Annotated in this window: 14 protein-coding genes and 1 pseudogene; 6 read left to right on the forward strand and 9 right to left on the reverse strand. The window is 67.3% G+C overall.

Annotation, left to right across the window (positions count from 1 at the left end; all coding sequences use genetic code 11):
* Nucleotides 1-3 precede the first annotated feature (3 nt).
* Nucleotides 4-1,617 carry a GMC oxidoreductase gene (locus A3CU_RS0142735; RefSeq protein WP_027947403.1) on the reverse strand — a complete coding sequence of 538 codons (1,614 nt, stop codon included), beginning with the start codon at nucleotides 1,615-1,617 and terminating at the stop codon, nucleotides 4-6.
* 210 nt (nucleotides 1,618-1,827) lie between these two features.
* Here A3CU_RS0142735 and A3CU_RS49530 point away from each other — a divergent pair, with 210 nt between their 5' ends.
* Entirely contained in the window at nucleotides 1,828-2,343 is a 516-nt protein-coding gene (locus tag A3CU_RS49530) for a hypothetical protein (RefSeq protein ID WP_052373180.1), read from the forward strand.
* A 124-nt stretch (nucleotides 2,344-2,467) separates the two neighbouring features.
* On the opposite strand, the gene A3CU_RS0142745 is transcribed toward A3CU_RS49530, so the two are convergent.
* The 3 genes from A3CU_RS0142745 to A3CU_RS49535 form a co-directional block, all read right to left on the reverse strand.
* On the reverse strand, nucleotides 2,468-4,633 hold the full coding sequence (locus A3CU_RS0142745; protein WP_027947404.1) for an acetate--CoA ligase family protein: 2,166 nt from the start codon (nucleotides 4,631-4,633) through the stop codon (nucleotides 2,468-2,470).
* Nucleotides 4,634-4,640: 7 nt separating this feature from the next.
* Nucleotides 4,641-5,414, reverse strand: coding sequence for an enoyl-CoA hydratase/isomerase family protein (locus A3CU_RS0142750; RefSeq protein WP_027947405.1), 774 nt, complete (start codon nucleotides 5,412-5,414; stop codon nucleotides 4,641-4,643).
* A gap of 88 nt (nucleotides 5,415-5,502) precedes the next feature.
* Nucleotides 5,503-6,423: a MurR/RpiR family transcriptional regulator gene (locus A3CU_RS49535; RefSeq protein WP_063628991.1), complete on the reverse strand. Its 921-nt coding sequence runs from the start codon at nucleotides 6,421-6,423 to the stop codon at nucleotides 5,503-5,505.
* 178 nt (nucleotides 6,424-6,601) lie between these two features.
* Here A3CU_RS49535 and A3CU_RS0142760 point away from each other — a divergent pair, with 178 nt between their 5' ends.
* Nucleotides 6,602-8,023 (forward strand): amino acid permease, encoded by a 1,422-nt coding sequence (locus tag A3CU_RS0142760; protein ID WP_052373182.1) that lies wholly within the window; start codon nucleotides 6,602-6,604, stop codon nucleotides 8,021-8,023.
* Between the two features lie 4 nt (nucleotides 8,024-8,027).
* Here the strand turns inward: A3CU_RS0142760 and A3CU_RS0142765 are convergent, their stop codons facing one another.
* The 3 genes from A3CU_RS0142765 to A3CU_RS0142775 form a co-directional block, all read right to left on the reverse strand.
* Complete coding sequence (locus tag A3CU_RS0142765; RefSeq protein ID WP_027947407.1) at nucleotides 8,028-8,420, reverse strand: hypothetical protein; 393 nt, start codon at nucleotides 8,418-8,420, stop codon at nucleotides 8,028-8,030.
* A complete protein-coding gene (locus A3CU_RS0142770) occupies nucleotides 8,417-9,361 on the reverse strand; it encodes an SseB family protein (protein WP_027947408.1) in 945 nt (314 codons plus the stop codon). The genes A3CU_RS0142765 and A3CU_RS0142770 overlap by 4 nt, the downstream gene beginning before the upstream one ends.
* A 220-nt stretch (nucleotides 9,362-9,581) precedes the next feature.
* Nucleotides 9,582-11,792: an AfsR/SARP family transcriptional regulator gene (locus A3CU_RS0142775; RefSeq protein ID WP_156960844.1), complete on the reverse strand. Its 2,211-nt coding sequence runs from the start codon at nucleotides 11,790-11,792 to the stop codon at nucleotides 9,582-9,584.
* 213 nt (nucleotides 11,793-12,005) lie between these two features.
* Between A3CU_RS0142775 and A3CU_RS0142780 the strand changes: the two genes are divergently transcribed.
* Nucleotides 12,006-13,667 (forward strand): right-handed parallel beta-helix repeat-containing protein, encoded by a 1,662-nt coding sequence (locus A3CU_RS0142780; protein WP_027947410.1) that lies wholly within the window; start codon nucleotides 12,006-12,008, stop codon nucleotides 13,665-13,667.
* A 3-nt stretch (nucleotides 13,668-13,670) separates the two neighbouring features.
* On the opposite strand, the gene A3CU_RS0142785 is transcribed toward A3CU_RS0142780, so the two are convergent.
* Entirely contained in the window at nucleotides 13,671-14,384 is a 714-nt protein-coding gene (locus A3CU_RS0142785) for a hypothetical protein (protein ID WP_027947411.1), read from the reverse strand.
* Between the two features lie 86 nt (nucleotides 14,385-14,470).
* On the opposite strand from A3CU_RS0142785, the gene A3CU_RS53810 reads away from it, so the two are divergent.
* The 3 genes from A3CU_RS53810 to A3CU_RS50520 all read left to right on the forward strand — a co-directional run bounded on the left by A3CU_RS53810 (nucleotide 14,471) and on the right by A3CU_RS50520 (nucleotide 16,741).
* Complete coding sequence (locus A3CU_RS53810) at nucleotides 14,471-14,842, forward strand: WXG100 family type VII secretion target (RefSeq protein ID WP_281174202.1); 372 nt, start codon at nucleotides 14,471-14,473, stop codon at nucleotides 14,840-14,842.
* Between the two features lie 15 nt (nucleotides 14,843-14,857).
* Nucleotides 14,858-15,151 carry a WXG100 family type VII secretion target gene (locus tag A3CU_RS49540; RefSeq protein ID WP_043844384.1) on the forward strand — a complete coding sequence of 98 codons (294 nt, stop codon included), beginning with the start codon at nucleotides 14,858-14,860 and terminating at the stop codon, nucleotides 15,149-15,151.
* Between the two features lie 678 nt (nucleotides 15,152-15,829).
* Nucleotides 15,830-16,741, forward strand: coding sequence for a DUF222 domain-containing protein (locus tag A3CU_RS50520; protein WP_425388327.1), 912 nt, complete (start codon nucleotides 15,830-15,832; stop codon nucleotides 16,739-16,741).
* On the opposite strand, the pseudogene A3CU_RS54210 reads toward A3CU_RS50520, so the two are convergent.
* Nucleotides 16,695-16,890, reverse strand: a pseudogene (locus A3CU_RS54210) (hypothetical protein); the annotation flags it as partial. The gene A3CU_RS50520 and the pseudogene A3CU_RS54210 overlap by 47 nt on opposite strands.

Genomic DNA, 16,890 nt, shown 5'->3' on the forward strand with positions numbered 1-16,890 from the left:
CGGTCAGCGGATGTCGGTGGCGATGATGTGCTCGATGTTGCGTTCGGCCAGTGCCGTGATGGTGACGAACGGATTCACGCCGGTACTACCGGGAATGAGTGAACCGTCGGTGACATACAGGTTCGGATAGCCGTTGACCCGGCCGTAGAGGTCGGTGGCCTTGCCGAGCACGAGGCCACCCAGCGGGTGGTAGGTGAAGCGGTTTTCGAACGCACGCGTGTCACTGAAGAGGTCGGACCGGTAGACCGTGACGTTCGCGGCGTTGATCTTGTCGAACAGGTTCTTCGCCGCGTCGATCGAACGCTGCCCCTGCGCGAGATCCCAGTGCAAGGTTACCGAGTCCGTGGCCGAGTCGTAGGCGAAGTAACCGCGCTCCGGATTCTTGGTGATCGCCAGGTACAGGCTCGCCCAGGTCTCGATGCCCGCCGGCAGGGGCGCGATCTCGGCGAACACCGGGTAGGCCGGGTCGTTCCACGCGTCGATGCCCATCGCGGGCATGCCCGACTGCAGGGACCCGGTGGGATCCCAGATGTGATTGGCACGGCCGAGCATGACGTTGCCGTTGGTGCCCCAGCCCTGTCCGACTTCGCTGCCCAGCAGCGGCAGTTTCCCGGTCTCACGAGCGCGCACGAGGAGGCTCGTCGACCCGATGCTGCCCGCGCCGAGGAACAGGTACTTCGCACCGATCTGCTTGGTGGCGAGCACGTTTCCTTCAGCGTCGGTCTGCCTGACGGTCAGCAGGTAGGTGCCGTCGGGCTGCCGGGTGATTTCACGCACCTCGTGCAAGGTCTTGATGGTGACCATGCCGGTGCCCAGCGCTGCGGCAAGGTAGGTCTTGTCGAGCGACCGTTTCCCGTGGTTGTTGCCGTAGATGACCTCCGACGCCAGTGCCGAACGCGGCACCTGGTTGGTTTCTTCCTGCTTCATATATGTGAAGTCGTAGACGCTCGGCACGAAGGTGGTGGTCAAGCCCGCGTTCTGCGCGGCCTTTCGGGAAACCCTGGCGTACTGATAGCAGTCGCAGGTCTCGAACCAGGCCGGGTCGATGTCGTTCTTGCCGAGGTTGGCGTTGGCTCGCGGGAAGTAGACGTCGTACATTTCGGCGGCGTTGACCTCAGGCAAGATCTCCTCGAAGTACGACCGCTTCGGCGTGACCGCCATGGCGCCGTTGACCAGCGAGCCGCCTCCGACGCCCCGCCCGACGAAGACCGACATGTCTCCGAAATGCATGCGGTCGAGGACGCCGGCGTACGGCGTGATGTCCTTGTTGATCACGTCCAGCCACAGGAAGGTGGCCAGCGGCGCCTCGGTTCTGGTCTTGAACCACATCGACCGCTTGTCGGGGTTCAGCATGCTCGGAAAGATCGAGCCGTCGCTGCTCGCGGTGTCCCACAGTTGGCCCATCTCGAGCATGAGGGTGGGCACGCCCGCCGCACCGAGGCGCAACGCGGTCGCCGCCGCGCCGTAACCGGTGCCGATCACCACTGCCTCGGAATAGTCCCGGCCCTCGGCCATCGCCGTGGACCGGGACGCGGAAATGGTCGTCAACCCCAGCGACGCTGCCGAACTGAGCGCGGCCATACCGAGAAAGCGTCTGCGCGACAACGAGTTTGACATAGGTAAACACTATTCACTCGTGACAGTAAATGGTGTTAAGTACACTCGAACGGCCTAGTACTCCAGCCGGACTTCGTGATCGGTGCTGGTGAGGGGGTGTTGGAGAGGAGTGCGGCCGCCAGTTGATCATGGTTGGTTGTGTGGACCTCTCAAGATCGGCTGGCGGCCGCGGGTTGGCAACAATCGTGTGGTCGAGCCAGAGGGAGACAGATGACCGAGCCGGTGAGGGCAGCGACGGCTGAACTGCGTGTGAGTTATGGACAGTTCTTCGTCAGGGACTACGGCAGTTGGGTCGGCGACCTGTCCCTTGCCGCTTCCAACGGTCTCGTGGGGGCGGACTCCAGCGGGGCTGTTGTCCTCACCGGCATCCACACAGGTCGGGTCAACGTGACCGTTGAACTCCTCGACAGTGCACCGGGCTCGGTCGACCTCGACGACTGGGAAGAAGTCGTCGAGGTGTCGGTGGACTCCGAGGATGGGGAACTCATCGCCTGCGGGCTTGAGGACTCACCGCTGGAGTTCCCATACCTGTCCCACGCAGGAGCTGGCCCGTACCGGCTTCGCGTGCACGCTCGCGGCCGCGACACAGCCCCCGGTCTCAACCGCTTTGAGCCTGTCGAGGACTACAAGATCTCCGTGTGGCCCGCACCAGAAGCGGCGGAAACCGTCTACAAACAGTCGGACAAGTACGGACAGCAAGTCCGGACCACCTGGCCGCGACCGTAACGACCGAGAACGACCCCGACAACCAAGCCGCAGCCCCCCGAACCAGCTGAGAGAGTCGTCGGATTCTGTGCCGGCTAACAACGCGGCGCGAGTCGGCCGAGCGTTGACGCCGACCGCGTGGGTATCACGAAGCCGAGATGACCACACGCACGTCGACGGGGCGGATGGACGAACCGCTCGCGATCACCGGGTTCAGGTCGAGTTCGGCCAGTTCAGGTGTCGTCGCCACGAAGTTCCCGACCTTGACGAGGAATTCGCTCAACGCGTCGAGGTCGACGGCCGGCAGCGTCCGGTGTCCGGACAGCAGCCTCGAAACGAGGGTTTCCTGGATCATTTCCTTCGCTTCGAGCGCGCTGAACGGGACCGCGCGGAAGGTCACGTCGCGCAGTGCCTCGACGAGTATCCCCCCGCTGCCGAAGGCGACCACGGGTCCGAAGATCGGGTCCACCGTCGCGCCCACCAGGAGTTCGACTCCTCGTGGGGCCATCGGGCCGACGAGCACGCCCGTGATCTCGGCCTCCGGCACGGCGGAGCGAAGCGAGTCGACGATCTCGGTGTAGGCGCCCTCGGCGGTGCCGGGGGTCACGTCGAGCCGCACGCCGCCGAGGTCGGACTTGTGCACAGCCTGTGGAGAAACGACCTTGAGCGCACAGGGGCCTCCGAATGCCGCCACCGCGGCCTCGGCATCTCGCGCGCTGCGGACCAGGCGCCACGGACCGAGGTCGATCCCGGCTTCTTCCAGGAGATAGCGGCCGCTCGGCTCATCAAGCGGCCGGACCTCCTGGCCGCCTTCCGCTGCCGAGAGGGAAACCCGGAATTCGCCACGATCTTCCATTGTGGACAGATAGCGGCCGCGGCGGTACAGCGCGATGGTGGCCCGCACCGCGTGATCGATCGAAGCGAGCACCTGAACCCCGCTCGCGCGAAGGATCGCATGATTCTCCGGGCGATCCGGCTCGTACAAACTCTGTACCAGCAACGGAATCCCCGTGGTGCCGGCCAGCTCGGCCAGGCGCCGGGCGGCGAGGTTCTCGGCGCCTTGCAGGCCCGAATCGAACCGAAGATGATAGCCGCCGAACAGGCCGACAACGAGCACCATGCCGACACTCGGGTCATCGGCGAGACAGCGTGCGCATTCGGCAAGCCGCTCAGGGTCGTCGTCGGTGGCGCCGGCGACATCCACGGGATTGCCCACGGCCGCGGCGGGCCCGAGCAGCTCGCGCAGTCGTCCGGAGGTCGCCGGGGACAGCTCGGCCAGTTCGATCCCCGCCGCGCTGAGGGCGTCCGCCGCGAGCGTCGCATGCCCGCCGCCGTCGCTGAGCACCACGACACCGCGGCCGGCCGGCACCGGCGGCGTGGTGGCCAATACGCCCGACACCACGGCGAGTTCGTCGGAGCGCTCAACGAGTTCCACCCCGGCCTGCCGGAGAACGGCGGTCGCGACCGCATCCGACCCGGCGACCGATCCGGTGTGGGACAGGGCGGTGCGCTTCCCGATCTCCGAGCGGCCGCCGCGCAGCATGACCACGGGGCGGTGCCGCGTCACGTCGGCGAGCGTGGCGATCAGCTCCCGGCCGTGCCGGAAACCCTCGCTGTGCACGGCGATCGCGCCGGTCGTTTCCCGGCGGGCGAGGTAGGCGATGCATTCGTCGTAGCGCACGTCGGACTGGTTGCCCAGCCCGATGTAGGTGTCGAAGCCGGGTCCCCGGGCCGCCCGGCTCTCCGCGACCAGTGACAGCAACATGTTGCCGCTCTGCGCGATTACGCTGATCGGCCCCGGCGGCACATCGGGCAGTCCCACCAGGTTCGCGCCGCCGCTGACGTTGAGGATGCCCGAGGTGTTCGGCCCCACCACGCGGATGCCGGTGGCGGCCACCACCTCCCGCAGCTCCTCCTCCAGCTCGATGCCGGACGGCCCGGACTCGCGGAAACCGTTGGCCAGCACGACCGCACCCGCCACACCCGCGCTCGCACAGGCACGCAACACGCGCGGCACGGTCTGTGCCGGGGTGGCGATCAGCGCGACATCCACGCCCGCCGGCAGGTGGGAAACGTGCGGGAGGACAGTGAGGCCCAACAGGTTGCCGCCCTTGGGATTCACCGGATAGATCGGGTAGGGGTAGCCGGCGTCAATCAGTGCGCGAATCGCCTGATAGCCGCGCTTGCCGGGGTCGGTCGACGCACCGACGACCGCGATGGAACGAGGGTCGAACATCCGCTCCAGCGGGTCGTGCCGCGCTCCGTTCGCGGCGGCCGGGACCGGGCCGGCGGCTCGCTGTACCGTGGTCATTCGCGGCTCACCTGCCCAGGAATTCCGGCTCGCGGCCCTCTCCGAAGGCGGCGACCCCTTCTGCCCAGTCATCGGTGCCCATCACGGCGAGAAGGTCCTTCGCCTCGGCCTGCAGCGCGTCGTCCAACCCGCTGTCGCGCGCCAAAGCCGCCTTCATCCGTCGCACGGACAGCGGTGCCAGGCTGGACAACCGCGACACCAGCCGATCGGTCACCGCCGTCAACTCGGCTTCGGGCGGCGCTTGGTGCGCCAGCCCCCACTGCACCGCCTGCGCGCCGGTGAACCGCTCGCCGAGCAGCAACAGATCGGTGGCCTTGCGCAGCCCGACGAGGCGGGGCAGCCGGTGGGTGACGCCACCGCCGACGAAGGTGCCGAGCGCCACCTCCGGAAAGCCCATCTTGGCATCCTCGGCCATGACCAGGAAGTCGGCGCTGACCGCCATCTCGGCACCGGCACCCAGCGCGTACCCGCGGACCTCGGCGACCACCGGGACCGGCAGCTTCTGGATGCGTTCGCACACCTGCTGTCCCAATGCGACATAAGTCGCCCGGTCGGCCTGGGAACGATCCGCCGTGCGATGCGCCTTGAGATCGGCGCCGGCGGAGAACGCCCGGCCCGCACCGGTAAGTACCACGCAGCGGACACTCGAATCGAGCACCGCCGCCTGCAACTGGTTCAGAAGCTCGGTGTAGAGCTCCTCACTGACCGCGTTCAGCCGCTCTGGCCGGTTGAGCACGATCCGTAGCACTGGCCCCGAACGTTCGCCGAGCACCACACTCATGACGGTGCGATCCCTTCAGTCTGGAGAACCGATGGCCCACAGACAGCCTGACAGAATGACCGTTGCGTGACAAGCTCTACATGCAACTCTACTTGCCTTGCCGCCGGGCGCGAGGGCGGCGCGGCCGGCTCACCGGTTCGTTCTCCGCATAGACGTCGAACGAATCCAGCAGTTCCTCGTCCAGCAGCAACTCCGCGCGGCTGCGCGCACCGGTTTCCAACGCCACCGCGGTGGACATCGCCTGTACCAACGAGATGAACGACGTCACCGAGCGCAGGAGCGTGACTCCCTCGGTCTCCACGAAGAACGGGAAGTCGGCGGCGGTCGCCAACGGTGAGGCCGCATCGTCGGTGAGCGCCACCGTGTGCAGTCCATGTTCGCGGGCATAACGGATCGCTCGCACCGTGTCGGCGGTGTACCGGCGGATCGCGATCGCGATGAAGACGTCCTGGTCCCGCAGGTCACGCAGTTCGTCGACCAGACCGCCGGAAACGGGCGCGATCAGGCGCACGTCCGGGCGGACCATGTGCAGCAGGTAGGCCAGCAACTGCGCCACGGGAAGGCATTTGCGCAGACCCATGACGTGCACCCGCGGGGCCGCCGCCAGCAGCCGGACCAGGCGCTGCCACTCTTCGGGCTCGATCCGCTCGAACGTTCTGGCCAGGTTCTGCTGATCGTGCTCGACCACTCGCGCCAGCAGCCCGCCGGCCGTGCCGTTGCGCTCGGCGCGCTCGAAGCGGCCGACCAAATGCGCCCGCTCGGCCAGGTGCTCCCGGCACAGCTTGACCAGATCCGGGTAACCACCGAGACCCAGGTTCGTCGCGAAGCGCACGAGAGAGGACTGATGCACGCCGGCCTCGCGCGCCGTCTCCGCGATGGTGCGAAACGCGGTGGCTTCCGGGTCGGTGAGCAGGAGCCGGGCGACCCGGCGCTGGCCAGGCGCGAACGAGTCCATCCGTGCCTGAAGCTCGGCACGCAACTCGGCGTAGCTCTGCGGCGGAACGGACACCTACGACCTCCTGGCAACCTCACGGCGCACGCAACTGCAGATGCGTGTGCATCCATTCAAGCACTCCAACTGCGCCAACAAACCCTTGACGCTGACCGAGTTGCGCGAGCATGATGTAACGCAATTCACGTTGCGTATCCGGCAAGGGCCACCGGAACCACACGAGGAAGGAAGGTCCATGCCTGCCAACGTTTCCGCCGGCGGCCGCGCGTCACTGCGAAATGCGTTGAGTACCCGGCAGCTGACGATGATCGGCCTCGGTGGTGTGATCGGCGCGGGGTTGTTCGTCGGTAGCGGCAAGGTCATCGCCTCCACCGGCCCGGGGATCGTGTTCGTGTACGCGGCGACCGGAGTCGTGATCGTCCTGGTCATGCAGATGCTCGCCGAACTCGCCGTGGCCAACCCGAACACCGGATCCTTCTCCGCCTACGCCAGCAAGGAACTCGGCTCGTGGGCCGGGCTATCCGTGGGCTGGCTCTACGCCTACCACTGGTGCGTCGTCATCGCGTTCGAAGCGATCTCGGGCGCCGCGATCGCCAACCACCTCGTGCCCGGCATCCCGACCTGGTTGTGGGCACTGGTGTTCATGAGCGCGCTCACCGCGGTCAATCTCGTCGGAGTCGCCTCGTTCGGCCGGTTCGAGTACTGGTTCGCGCTGATCAAGGTCGTGGCCATCATCGCCTTCATCGCGATCGGCGTGGTCGCGATCCTCGGCCTGCTGCCGCACGTGTCCTCACCGGGCCTGCACAACCTCACCGGAAACGGTGGCCTGCTGCCCAAGGGCGCCTACCCGATGCTCACCGCGGCGCTGACCGTCTTCTTCTCGTACTTCGGCACCGAACTGGTGACCGTCGCCGCGGGTGAGGCGAAGGACCCGGTGACGGCCGTCCGGCGGAGCATGCGCAGCGTGTCCTGGCGGATCCTGGTCTTCTACATCGGTTCGATCCTGATCGTGGTCACGCTGCTGCCGTGGAACGCGGCGCAGGTGACCCAGAGCCCGTATGCCGCGGTACTCGGCTTCCTCGGGCTACCCGGGGCGGAGACGGTGATGAACCTCATCGTGCTCACCGCCGTACTGTCCTGTTTGAACTCCGGCCTCTACTCCTCGTCGAGGATGTTGTTCTCGATGGCCCAGCGGGGCGAAGCGCCGCGCCTGTTCGGGACCACTCGCGGCACCTCACAGGTGCCCATGCGGGCGGTGCTCGCCGCCGCGGCCGGCGGGTTCTTCACGGTGGTCGCCAACTACTTCCTGCCCACCGACGTGGTCTTCAGTTTCCTGCTGAACTCCTCCGGGGGAATCGCCGTCGTCGTCTATCTCTGCATCACGGCCACGCAGATCGTCAGCCGCCGCCGGCGCGAGCGGGAGGGCACGGTCAACCAGACCGTGCGGATGTGGTTGTTCCCGTATCTTTCGGTACTGGTCCTGGTGGCGCTCGTGGTGGTGATCGGCGGTATGGCCTTCACCGCGAGCAGCCGCGTGTCGCTGCTGCTCACCCTGACGGTGACGGTGGTGGCCATCGCGGCGGGACTGGTCAAGCAGCGCCGCGCTGGTGCGCGGGAAATGCCGGTACAGCCGAGTCTGGAACTGGAAGCGGAGTGAGGCTTCACTCGCCGATCAACACCTGCTCCAACCTGGTGCTGGTCACTTCCTCCACCGGCACCCAGATCCGGTGAACTCCACGCTCCACTGTGGACAGCCCTAGCCGGTGCGCCACCGGCAACTGGCCGCCCACGTATTCCAGCAACACCCGATTCGAGTCATCGCGAGACACAACGTGGAAGGGCTCTTCCCGCCAAGAGCACGCCTCCACGACATAGGAGAGCCGATCGACCTCGCCCGCCGGTACGCCCCGGACCCACCGGCCCGGGGCGAGTTCGCCGAAGCCGTCTGCCCGGTCTGATCGGTACAGCCGTATGGTCAGCCGGCCGTCCTCCAGGGCGGGGCTGGCTTCGAACTCCTGGCCGCGCCACCACGCCACATACCCGTTGGTCGTCACATCCTCTCCCCCAGCGAGTCCGGCAGGAAGTCCGGATCCCATAACCAGGACCGTCGATCGGCGTCGTAGTAGGCGGCTCGCGACTCGACCTCCGGCCCGTCCGTGGTCAACTGAACAAGTTCCGAGCCGTGTGGCAGGCGCAGCCCGTGTACCTGGTACAGCTGCACCGCCGGCTCGACGTCGTCCAGGAAACCGGTGCCGCGGAAGTGCGGTTCGTCGACGGCCCAGCCGCGCGCGGCGGTCATCTGCTCGACGTCCGGGCCGCCGAACGGGATCCGGTACAGCGCCGCGCCCACCGCGAGCCAGCGCAGCGCGTAGACCGTGGTCGAGTCCTCGGCGATGTTCGGGTTGAGCCGCGACAGCCGCAAACCCTTTACCAGCAACGGAACCGTGTCGAAATGCGCGATCTCATCCTCGGCCAGCACGTAACCCGAGACCAGACTTTCGTTGGCCGTCAACATATCCACGGCCTGCCGCAGCGAGAGGAACTTGCGCAGCACCGTGGCCGCGACCGGCTCCGAGGCGCTGCCGGGGTGCTCGAGAGCGTCGTCAACGAGCCGGCTGGCCATCCTGATCAAGTCCGCGGCGGCGATCCGGCTCACCAGCGGCGTGAGCGGATCGAGCAGCATCGGGCATCGCATGTCCGGCCATGCCGCGATGAGATCGCGCAACGCTGTCACCCGGTGGTACCGCACTTCGCCGTTCGTGCCGGTGAACAGCGCCTCCGGGGAGGTGAACACCGGAAGGCAAGGACCTTCGCCGACGGTGGCGTACCACCAGGACACCGGCTCCTGCCCCGTGCCGGCGGCGTCCGTGACCGGCAGGACGACCTCGGCCGAGAGGAGCAGCCGCAGAAACGCCGCGGTGTCGTCGGTGCGTAGCGCTCGGTCCAACCCGATTTCCAGTTCGTTGGCCGGAGTCCAGCTCGCCTGACCGGTCATGCTTGTTCCTCCGCGAGTCCGCGCGCGACCGCGATCGTGTCGGCGGGGCGCTCCATGAGGAAGCAAGTCACGTTCTCGATTACGGCGCCCCGCCGCCCCGATAAGGGGGTCTGGGGGCTTGCCCCCAGTCGGGGGTGTGGGGGCGGAGCCCCCACAAGACACGGGACAAAGGCGCGCGCGTGGTGGTCACCGTGATTGCCGCGACTTGATACAAGAGGTCTCATGACAGGGCCAGCCCCGGGCCGCCGCCCGCGACCCTGGCGAGCAGCCGTTCGGTTTCCGGTTCCAGGCAGTCACCGCAGTCGGGTGCGGTCAAGGCGGCCCGCGCCTGCTCGACGGTTCCCCGCAGTGCGCCCGGGTTGTGCTCCTCCTGGAACAGCAACAAACTGCGCCACAACGGTTCGCAGAACGGAAGCGCGGTCAACCCCTGGCGCAGGACCCATTCCACGCCGGGCGGATCGCCCGCGCGGTCGGCGAGTTCCGCCGCCCTGCGGACCGTCGCGACGATGGTGTGGGACAACCGATCCGACAGTGGTTCGAGCCATTGCGAATGGGACACCTCACCGCGGATCAGCGCCAGCGCACTGAGCAGGCGGGCCCGCTCGTTGCCGGGATCGGTACCGGCGATCAGCTCGTCGAAAAGCTCGTAGTCGACCCGAACGCCGTCGTGCAGCCGCCAGCCGTCCTCGGTCTCCCGTAGCCGCGGACGGCCGTTCTCGTCCGCGCCCAGCCAGGCGTTCAGACTTCGCAGGGTGGCGGTGAGTTCGTGCTCGTCTCGCACCGAATCGCGCAAGGCCGCACTCGTAAACCCGTTGTCCCGCAGCGCCGCGGCCGCAGTGAGTTCGGTGAGCAGCGGCTTCCGGGCGGTGATCACCGGTCCCGGGGCCAGCACCTCGACCGGGCCCAGCACGCGGACCTCGATCGGAGCGGGCCACAACCGGTTGCGTTCGGCGTCGGACACCACCGGGGCACGCAGGGCGCGGATCGTTTCGCGCCACTCATCGGGTACGCGGCTGGACCGGGAACCGTTGGGCGCCAAGGGTGCCGGCGACGCAGACGGCGACGCGGCACGAGCAGGACGGGCAACGCCCACCGCGACCGCCGGTGGCGGCACGGGCGCGGCCGGAGCGGCACGAACCACGCCGTAGTCCCCGCTACTGGCCGCGGGCGGCGGCGCCGCGCGAACCACGGTGTCCTCCCTGCGACCGGCCGCAGGTGGCGGCGCCGCGCGGACCACGCCGTCATCTGCGCCTACTGCCGCCGGTGGTGGCGCCGCCGGACGTAGGACCGGCTGCACCGCATGCCCGGGCACGGGCGGCGGCGTGGGCACAGCTTGGGCACGGACCGAGCGGCTCGGGTCGGGGATCTCGATGATGTCGATTTCGCGGTAACCGGCATCCCTTCGCAGCATGCGCAACTGCCGCTGACAGGACTCGACAACGCCGCTCAGCGGCCTCAAACGCAGACCGAGCGACTCCAGCGCCACCTCACCATCCGCCGTGGCTTCGATGTTCCAGCGCGCGAAGGACGTGTCTCCAAGGCAGATCACGACGACCGGGCTGTGCGCGTCGGAAGCGAGCCGCATGGCGCGATCGACCTCGTCCGGTGCCGGTGGCTCGGCCAGCAGCAGCACCTGGGGCCGGAGGTCCACGCGGCCGCCGGCATGGTGCCGGCCGGTGGCCAGGTTGGCGGCGTCGGCCTCACCGAGCACGAGACTCGACCGCCCGGCCACCCGTTCCGCGCGGTCGAGCGCCTCGGTCAGCGAACTTGTGTGCTGGATCCGTTTCTGGTCGGGCACGCACACCGGCTCGTCGAAACCGATCATGGTGATCCCGGCCTGCGTCGACCACGGGCTGGTCGCCAGTTCGAAGGCCAGCGCGTTGATCAGGCGGCCGGCCTGGCGCGGCTCGCCGGTCACCGCGATGATCCCGGGCGCCTGTTCCAGGTCCACCAGCACCGACCAGCCGTGCGACGTCCCGAGCGTCACCAGGGCGGGAAACGCGGTGGCGTCCGGCCGCCACTGTCCGAGCTCCGCGAGGTGCAGCACCCAGGACCGCCCGTCGTCCGCCGATCCGTCGACCCGCCACGGAAGCACCGGCAGCTCCGGGACCGGCCGCTCGAAGTGGACCACGATCCCGTCGGGCGCCACGAACACCGTGTGGAGATCCGGCAGGGGAAGACCACCGGTGATCCGGCCGCGGACGAGTTGCCCGAGCGCCGCGGAAAGGAACGACGCGAGCCGGGTGTCCCGGGAGAGGTGGACGGTGTCACCCGGCACACTCCGGGTGGCTACCCGGGACCGGTGTCGCCACACGGCGCCGGTCACGGCCGCCGACCCTCCTAACAGGACACTGCCGCCGAGGGCCCACAGGGCACCCGCGGGCATCCCGAGCACGCCGCCCGCAAGGATCAATGATGCCTGGGCCGCCACCTACGCCTCCCGTAGTCCGCATGCACCGCGCGGTGCTCGAGACCGAACAGGCCGGTGACGGCGACAAGCGGCGGCCCAGGCCGAAGTACGTCACCGGCAGGCGCCAGTATAGGCCCTCGTCATCGTTTTGGTCTCGGTTCCTCCGCCATGGACATCGCCGGTAAGGTGCGCTGTACTAGGTCAGCGCCGGTATTCATCGACCCCATCGGAACAATGGCACGCAATATTCTGGTCTCGACCACGCAGCGGGGTGCCTACCCCACCATCGAGGACGCACTCCGCGCCGTCGACGCGGAGGCGGTGATCACCGTGGCTCCGGGCGAATATCCCGCGACGCTCACCATCCACGGGGGAAAGATCACCATCCGGGCCGCCGACGGACCGGGCACCGTCGTGCTGGACAACAGATCGACGGAGCACGCACTGCTCAGGACCGACGGGACCACACTGGTGCTCACCGATCTGACGCTTCGCTCCGCCGGGCCGGTGGTCGTGCTCGAAGAAAGCACGCTGACGATGGACCGGTGCGAGCTGGAAGGCGGCCTCGGCGCCGGGTTGGCCGCGCTGGACGGCAGCCGGGTCGAAGTCCAGCGGTCGCGGTTCATCGGTGGCACCAACGCCCTGGTCTTCGACGATTCCGGTGGCAACGTGGTCAACACGGAAGTGCGGGACGCGGCCGACGACGGGATCATCGTGCGGGTGGGCGGAAATCCGGAAATCCGCAACTCGACCGTCCGCGGCTGCGGGCACCGGGGCATTTACGTCTACCAGTCCGGTCGCCCCACGATCGAGGGGTGCGAGGTCTCGCAGACCACCGACACCGGCATTTCGGTCGTCGGGAGCGCCCCGACGATCCGCAACTGCAGCATCCGCGACACACAGGGACCGGGCATCGCGATCTCGGCGGGCAGCCAGGGCAGTGTCGAAGGCTGCACGACGGCGAACACCGGGGAGCCCGCGATCGACGTGGCCGAGGGTGCGACCACGCGGATCATCGCCGGTCAGCAGGGCCCCGGCCACGCCGCCGGAGTACGGGAAGAACCGTCCGAACAGGACTCCGGCCGGGTGGAATCACTGCTCGGCGAGCTCGACGAGATGGTCGGCCTGGCCGGGGTCAAGGAGGAAGTCCGCTCGGTGATCGACGAGATCCAGGTCAACGAGTGGCGCCGGGCCGCCGGGCTCGGCACCGGCGCCGTGAGCTACCACCTGATCTTCGCCGGCGCTCCGGGCACCGGAAAGACGAGCGTGGCCCGGATCTACGGCAAGCTCCTCGCCGCACTGGGCGTGCTGCGCCGGGGCCGGTTCCGGGAGGTCTCGCGGCGCGACATGGTGGGCCAGTACATCGGGCACACCGCGGAGAAGACCGCCGCACTGATCAGCGAAGCGCTCGGCGGCGTGCTGTTCATCGACGAGGCCTACACCTTGTCGCGGGCGGCTGGGGCCGGTGGCAACGACTTCGGGCAGGAAGCCATCGACATGCTGGTGAAGATGATGGAGGACCACCGGCACGAACTGGTCGTCGTGGTTGCCGGGTACACCAAGGAGATGAGCGAGTTCCTGGACGCCAATCCAGGGCTGGCGTCCCGGTTCAACAAGACGATCGAGTTCGAGAACTACGACTCGCCCGAGCTGGTGCTGATCATGCGGCGGATGGCCGCGACCGACGACTACACCCTGGGCGAGGATGTCGAGGCCGCGCTGCACGAGTGGTTCGCGAAGATCGACCGTGGGCCGAACTTCGGCAACGCGCGCGAGGCCCGGAAGTTGTTCGAAGCGATGCGTAAGGCCCAGTCACAGCGCCTGCGCGGCCTCGGCCGGATGCCCACCGTCGACGAGCTTCGCACCCTCGTCGTCGCCGACGTCCCGGCGCTCTGAGCTTTACCGCCGGGCCTCGACGGGCACCGGCGGCTTGGGCACGTCGAGGTTCTCCGCCGCGAGCCGGCGACCCCACGTGACGCGGCCGTCCCGGGGAATGTCCACCCGCCACTGGTAGACGTCGCACCGCCACCGCGCACCGAGTAGCGGGTTGTGGACGGTCGCGGAAAAGAACGTCAGTGCCACGCCGACGGCGGTCTCGTCCTGCCGGAGCGGCTCGACCGGCGGTCCATCGGTGATCCCGAATTGCGCACGGAGTTGGCCGGCGTCGAGCAGCAGTTCGCGCCGGGCCGTGCTCCACGGGTGGTAGGCGACGAGAACCTGGGCGTAGGCCATCGGATCGAGGTCGACGGACACACGCTGGGCCAGTTCGACCGCGACGGCCTCGTCGTTGAGGTGATATCGACGCGCGTCCGTGGTCACGACGATCGCATCGGTTTCCCGTTCGCCACTTGCGAATACGTCCTCACGTTCCAGCACGGCGAGCCCGTCGACCCACGGTGCACGGCCGATGAGCAGGAACTCCGGGTCGTCGCGGATCGTCAGCAGCCGGCCATCGGTCTGTACCGCGACACCCACCGAATCCGGCCAGGTGTGGACGGTCCGGACCACCTCGTCGTCGTCCAGAACGTGATGCTTGAACAGTTCCAACAGAATCTCGTTGTTGAGCACGCCGGTCTCCGCGTCGTTCGATGGCTGCGGTGGCCCGGTCCGCACCCGGGAGAATACTGTTCGGCTGTTCCGCCGTCGAGCCACCCGTGGTATTTTGGCCGCGGGCCATGTTTCTGCAGGTGTGCCCTGACATGGGCCCGGATGAAGGTGGGGTGACCCCCTTGGCTGGAGCCAAAACCGATTTAGCGACAATGCAAGCCACCGCACAGACGTCGACGAGCATCGCCGGCGAGATAGCGGCGGATCACCGGCGTATCGACGGTGAGCTCAGCGCGGTGTGGGCCAAATGGAAAGGCGAGGCCCCTCGTGCGGCCTTGCAGGTCTGGCACGGTGAATTGAGCCCACAGCTCGACTCCCTCAAGCAGCAGCTGGATCAGATCGCGCAGGCGGTGCACAGCGCGAGGACCAACTACGGCACCACGGACGACAACCGGGCAATGGCGGTGCGTGCGGTGGCGCCCGCGACCGGCGGCATCACGTCCGCCCTCAGCCCCGGCATCTGAGAAAAGGGGGATTACATGTCTCTGATCGACTACGACTTCGGCCTGCTCTCCACCGCCGAACAGGATGTCCAGTCCAGTGTGTCGCGCATAATCAGCCGAGTCGACGAACTCAACAACTCCGTGCGGCAGCTGCAAAGCGTGTGGCAGAGCACGAGCGCGGCGCCGGCGTACGCGAACCTGATGCGGAACTGGGACACGATGAAGGAACAACTCCTGCTGTCCGTCCAGAAGTTCGGGACCGCGATCGGCGACTCCGGGCGGGAGATGAACACCACGGAGAATACGAACACCCAGGCGCTGGGCGGATAACCGCCAAGCCGGTCCTGTTGGGTCCTTGGCCGATCTACCTTCGGTAGATCGGCCAAGGCCCTGGTGTCTCGTTCGCCGCGGCCGTTAGCCGGCGTGTAGGACGAAGAACAGGAAACACGGACCGGTTGAGAGCACGCGGAGGCAATACGCGTCCAGCAGCCGAGGTGACCATGCTCTCGGACTGTTGGGACGTCGAAGACGATGACATCGAGTTCGACGGGGACGAGCGCTGGGCGCGACTTCGCTCATCCTCAACGAGATGGACGGCCTCGACGGGAACGCTGCCGGCAAACACTGTGCCTTCGACGTTGCGAGCCTTCACGCAGCCGGACTCGTTCCCGCAACCGGCCATGGATCGTGCCGAAGCCCCCGCCAGCACTTCAGCGGGCGAGGATCCGTGCACCGTTTTCCACGGTGAGAAATCTGCCGACAGCTCCCGCCTTGTTTGCTGTTGCCCGCGACAGGGGCAAAAAGAAGCCGAACCTCGTGGTGATCACGATTTGGCGTCAAGATAATTAGCAGAGCCCCCGAGACCACCGGGTCCAAAGACAGACTCGTACGTGAATATCTTTCGCGTGTGACATTCGGTCATGGGTTCGATACAATGAGTGTATGTCGTCCCGGAAATCCGAGTCCGTACCTGAGCAGATGCTCGTCGATGTCTTGGCCGCTGAGGAGATGTCGGTGTACTGCGTGTATGAGCCGGATTTGGTGGATCCGTTTCCGGAGACTCCGGCGCGGGTCTTGGCTCGTCGTGGGTTGTTGCGGCGTATTCAGTCCACGCAGGCCGAGATCAACCGGTTGCAGGCGATGCAGTACGAGGCGGTCGCCGAGTTCGCCGGTAAAGCCGAGGACCGCAGCGCGGTGGCACGTGAACTCGCGTTGGCGTTGGCTGTCTCGCCGCGCGCGGCGGAGAATCAGATCGGGTTGGCGGAAGCGTTGGTCACGCGGTTGCCGGAGACGTTGAAGGCGATGAGGCGTGGGGAGATCGACGCGTATAAGGCATCGAAAATCCATGAACCCGCCGCCGCGCTCACCGATGAGCAGGCCCGTGAAGTGGATGCGATCATGGCCGGTCGGATCGACCGCAAGGACCCGTCGGGGTTGCGGCGCTCGACCGCGCTGGCGGTGGCCAGGGTCGACCCGGACGGGTATGCCCGACGTTGTGCGCGACGTCGTGCCCGGCGGGGGATCGAGTTGGTCCCGCAGGGTGAGGGCATGGTCCGGCTCTGCGCCGATATCCCGGTCGAGGTCGGCGCCGCGGCCTACGCGAGGATCGACGCCGAGGCCCACCGTCGTCGCAGGGTTGACATGTCCAAGACCGTTGAGCAGTACAAGGCGGACGTGTTCGCGGAGTTGCTGTTGAAGGACACCTCCGGGTTGACGGTGGGGCCGAAGGCNGAAGTCTTCATCTACATGGACGTATATACCTGGCTCAACCTCAACACCCAACCCGCCGAAATGGCCGGGGTGAGTAGCCGGACGGGATTGCACCGTCCGGCTCTCCGAGAACCGTGCGTGACACTCTCGCGTCACACGGCTCCTATTGCCCGATCGGATGTGGTTTTGCTCCCCAGCGCCAGTGCCTGAACATGCCCGGATAGGTCTGACTGACCTTGTAGAGCAGTGCGAAGGCTTTCCGATAGCTGCGGCGCAGTCGTTTATATTTACGTATGAGCCACCGCGCTAAATGTTCGTTGACGCGGCGGAGGGTCTCATATAACTCGAAGCCGTAGAAG

This window comes from Amycolatopsis taiwanensis DSM 45107 (assembly GCF_000519205.1).
GTDB lineage: Bacteria > Actinomycetota > Actinomycetes > Mycobacteriales > Pseudonocardiaceae > Amycolatopsis_E > Amycolatopsis_E taiwanensis.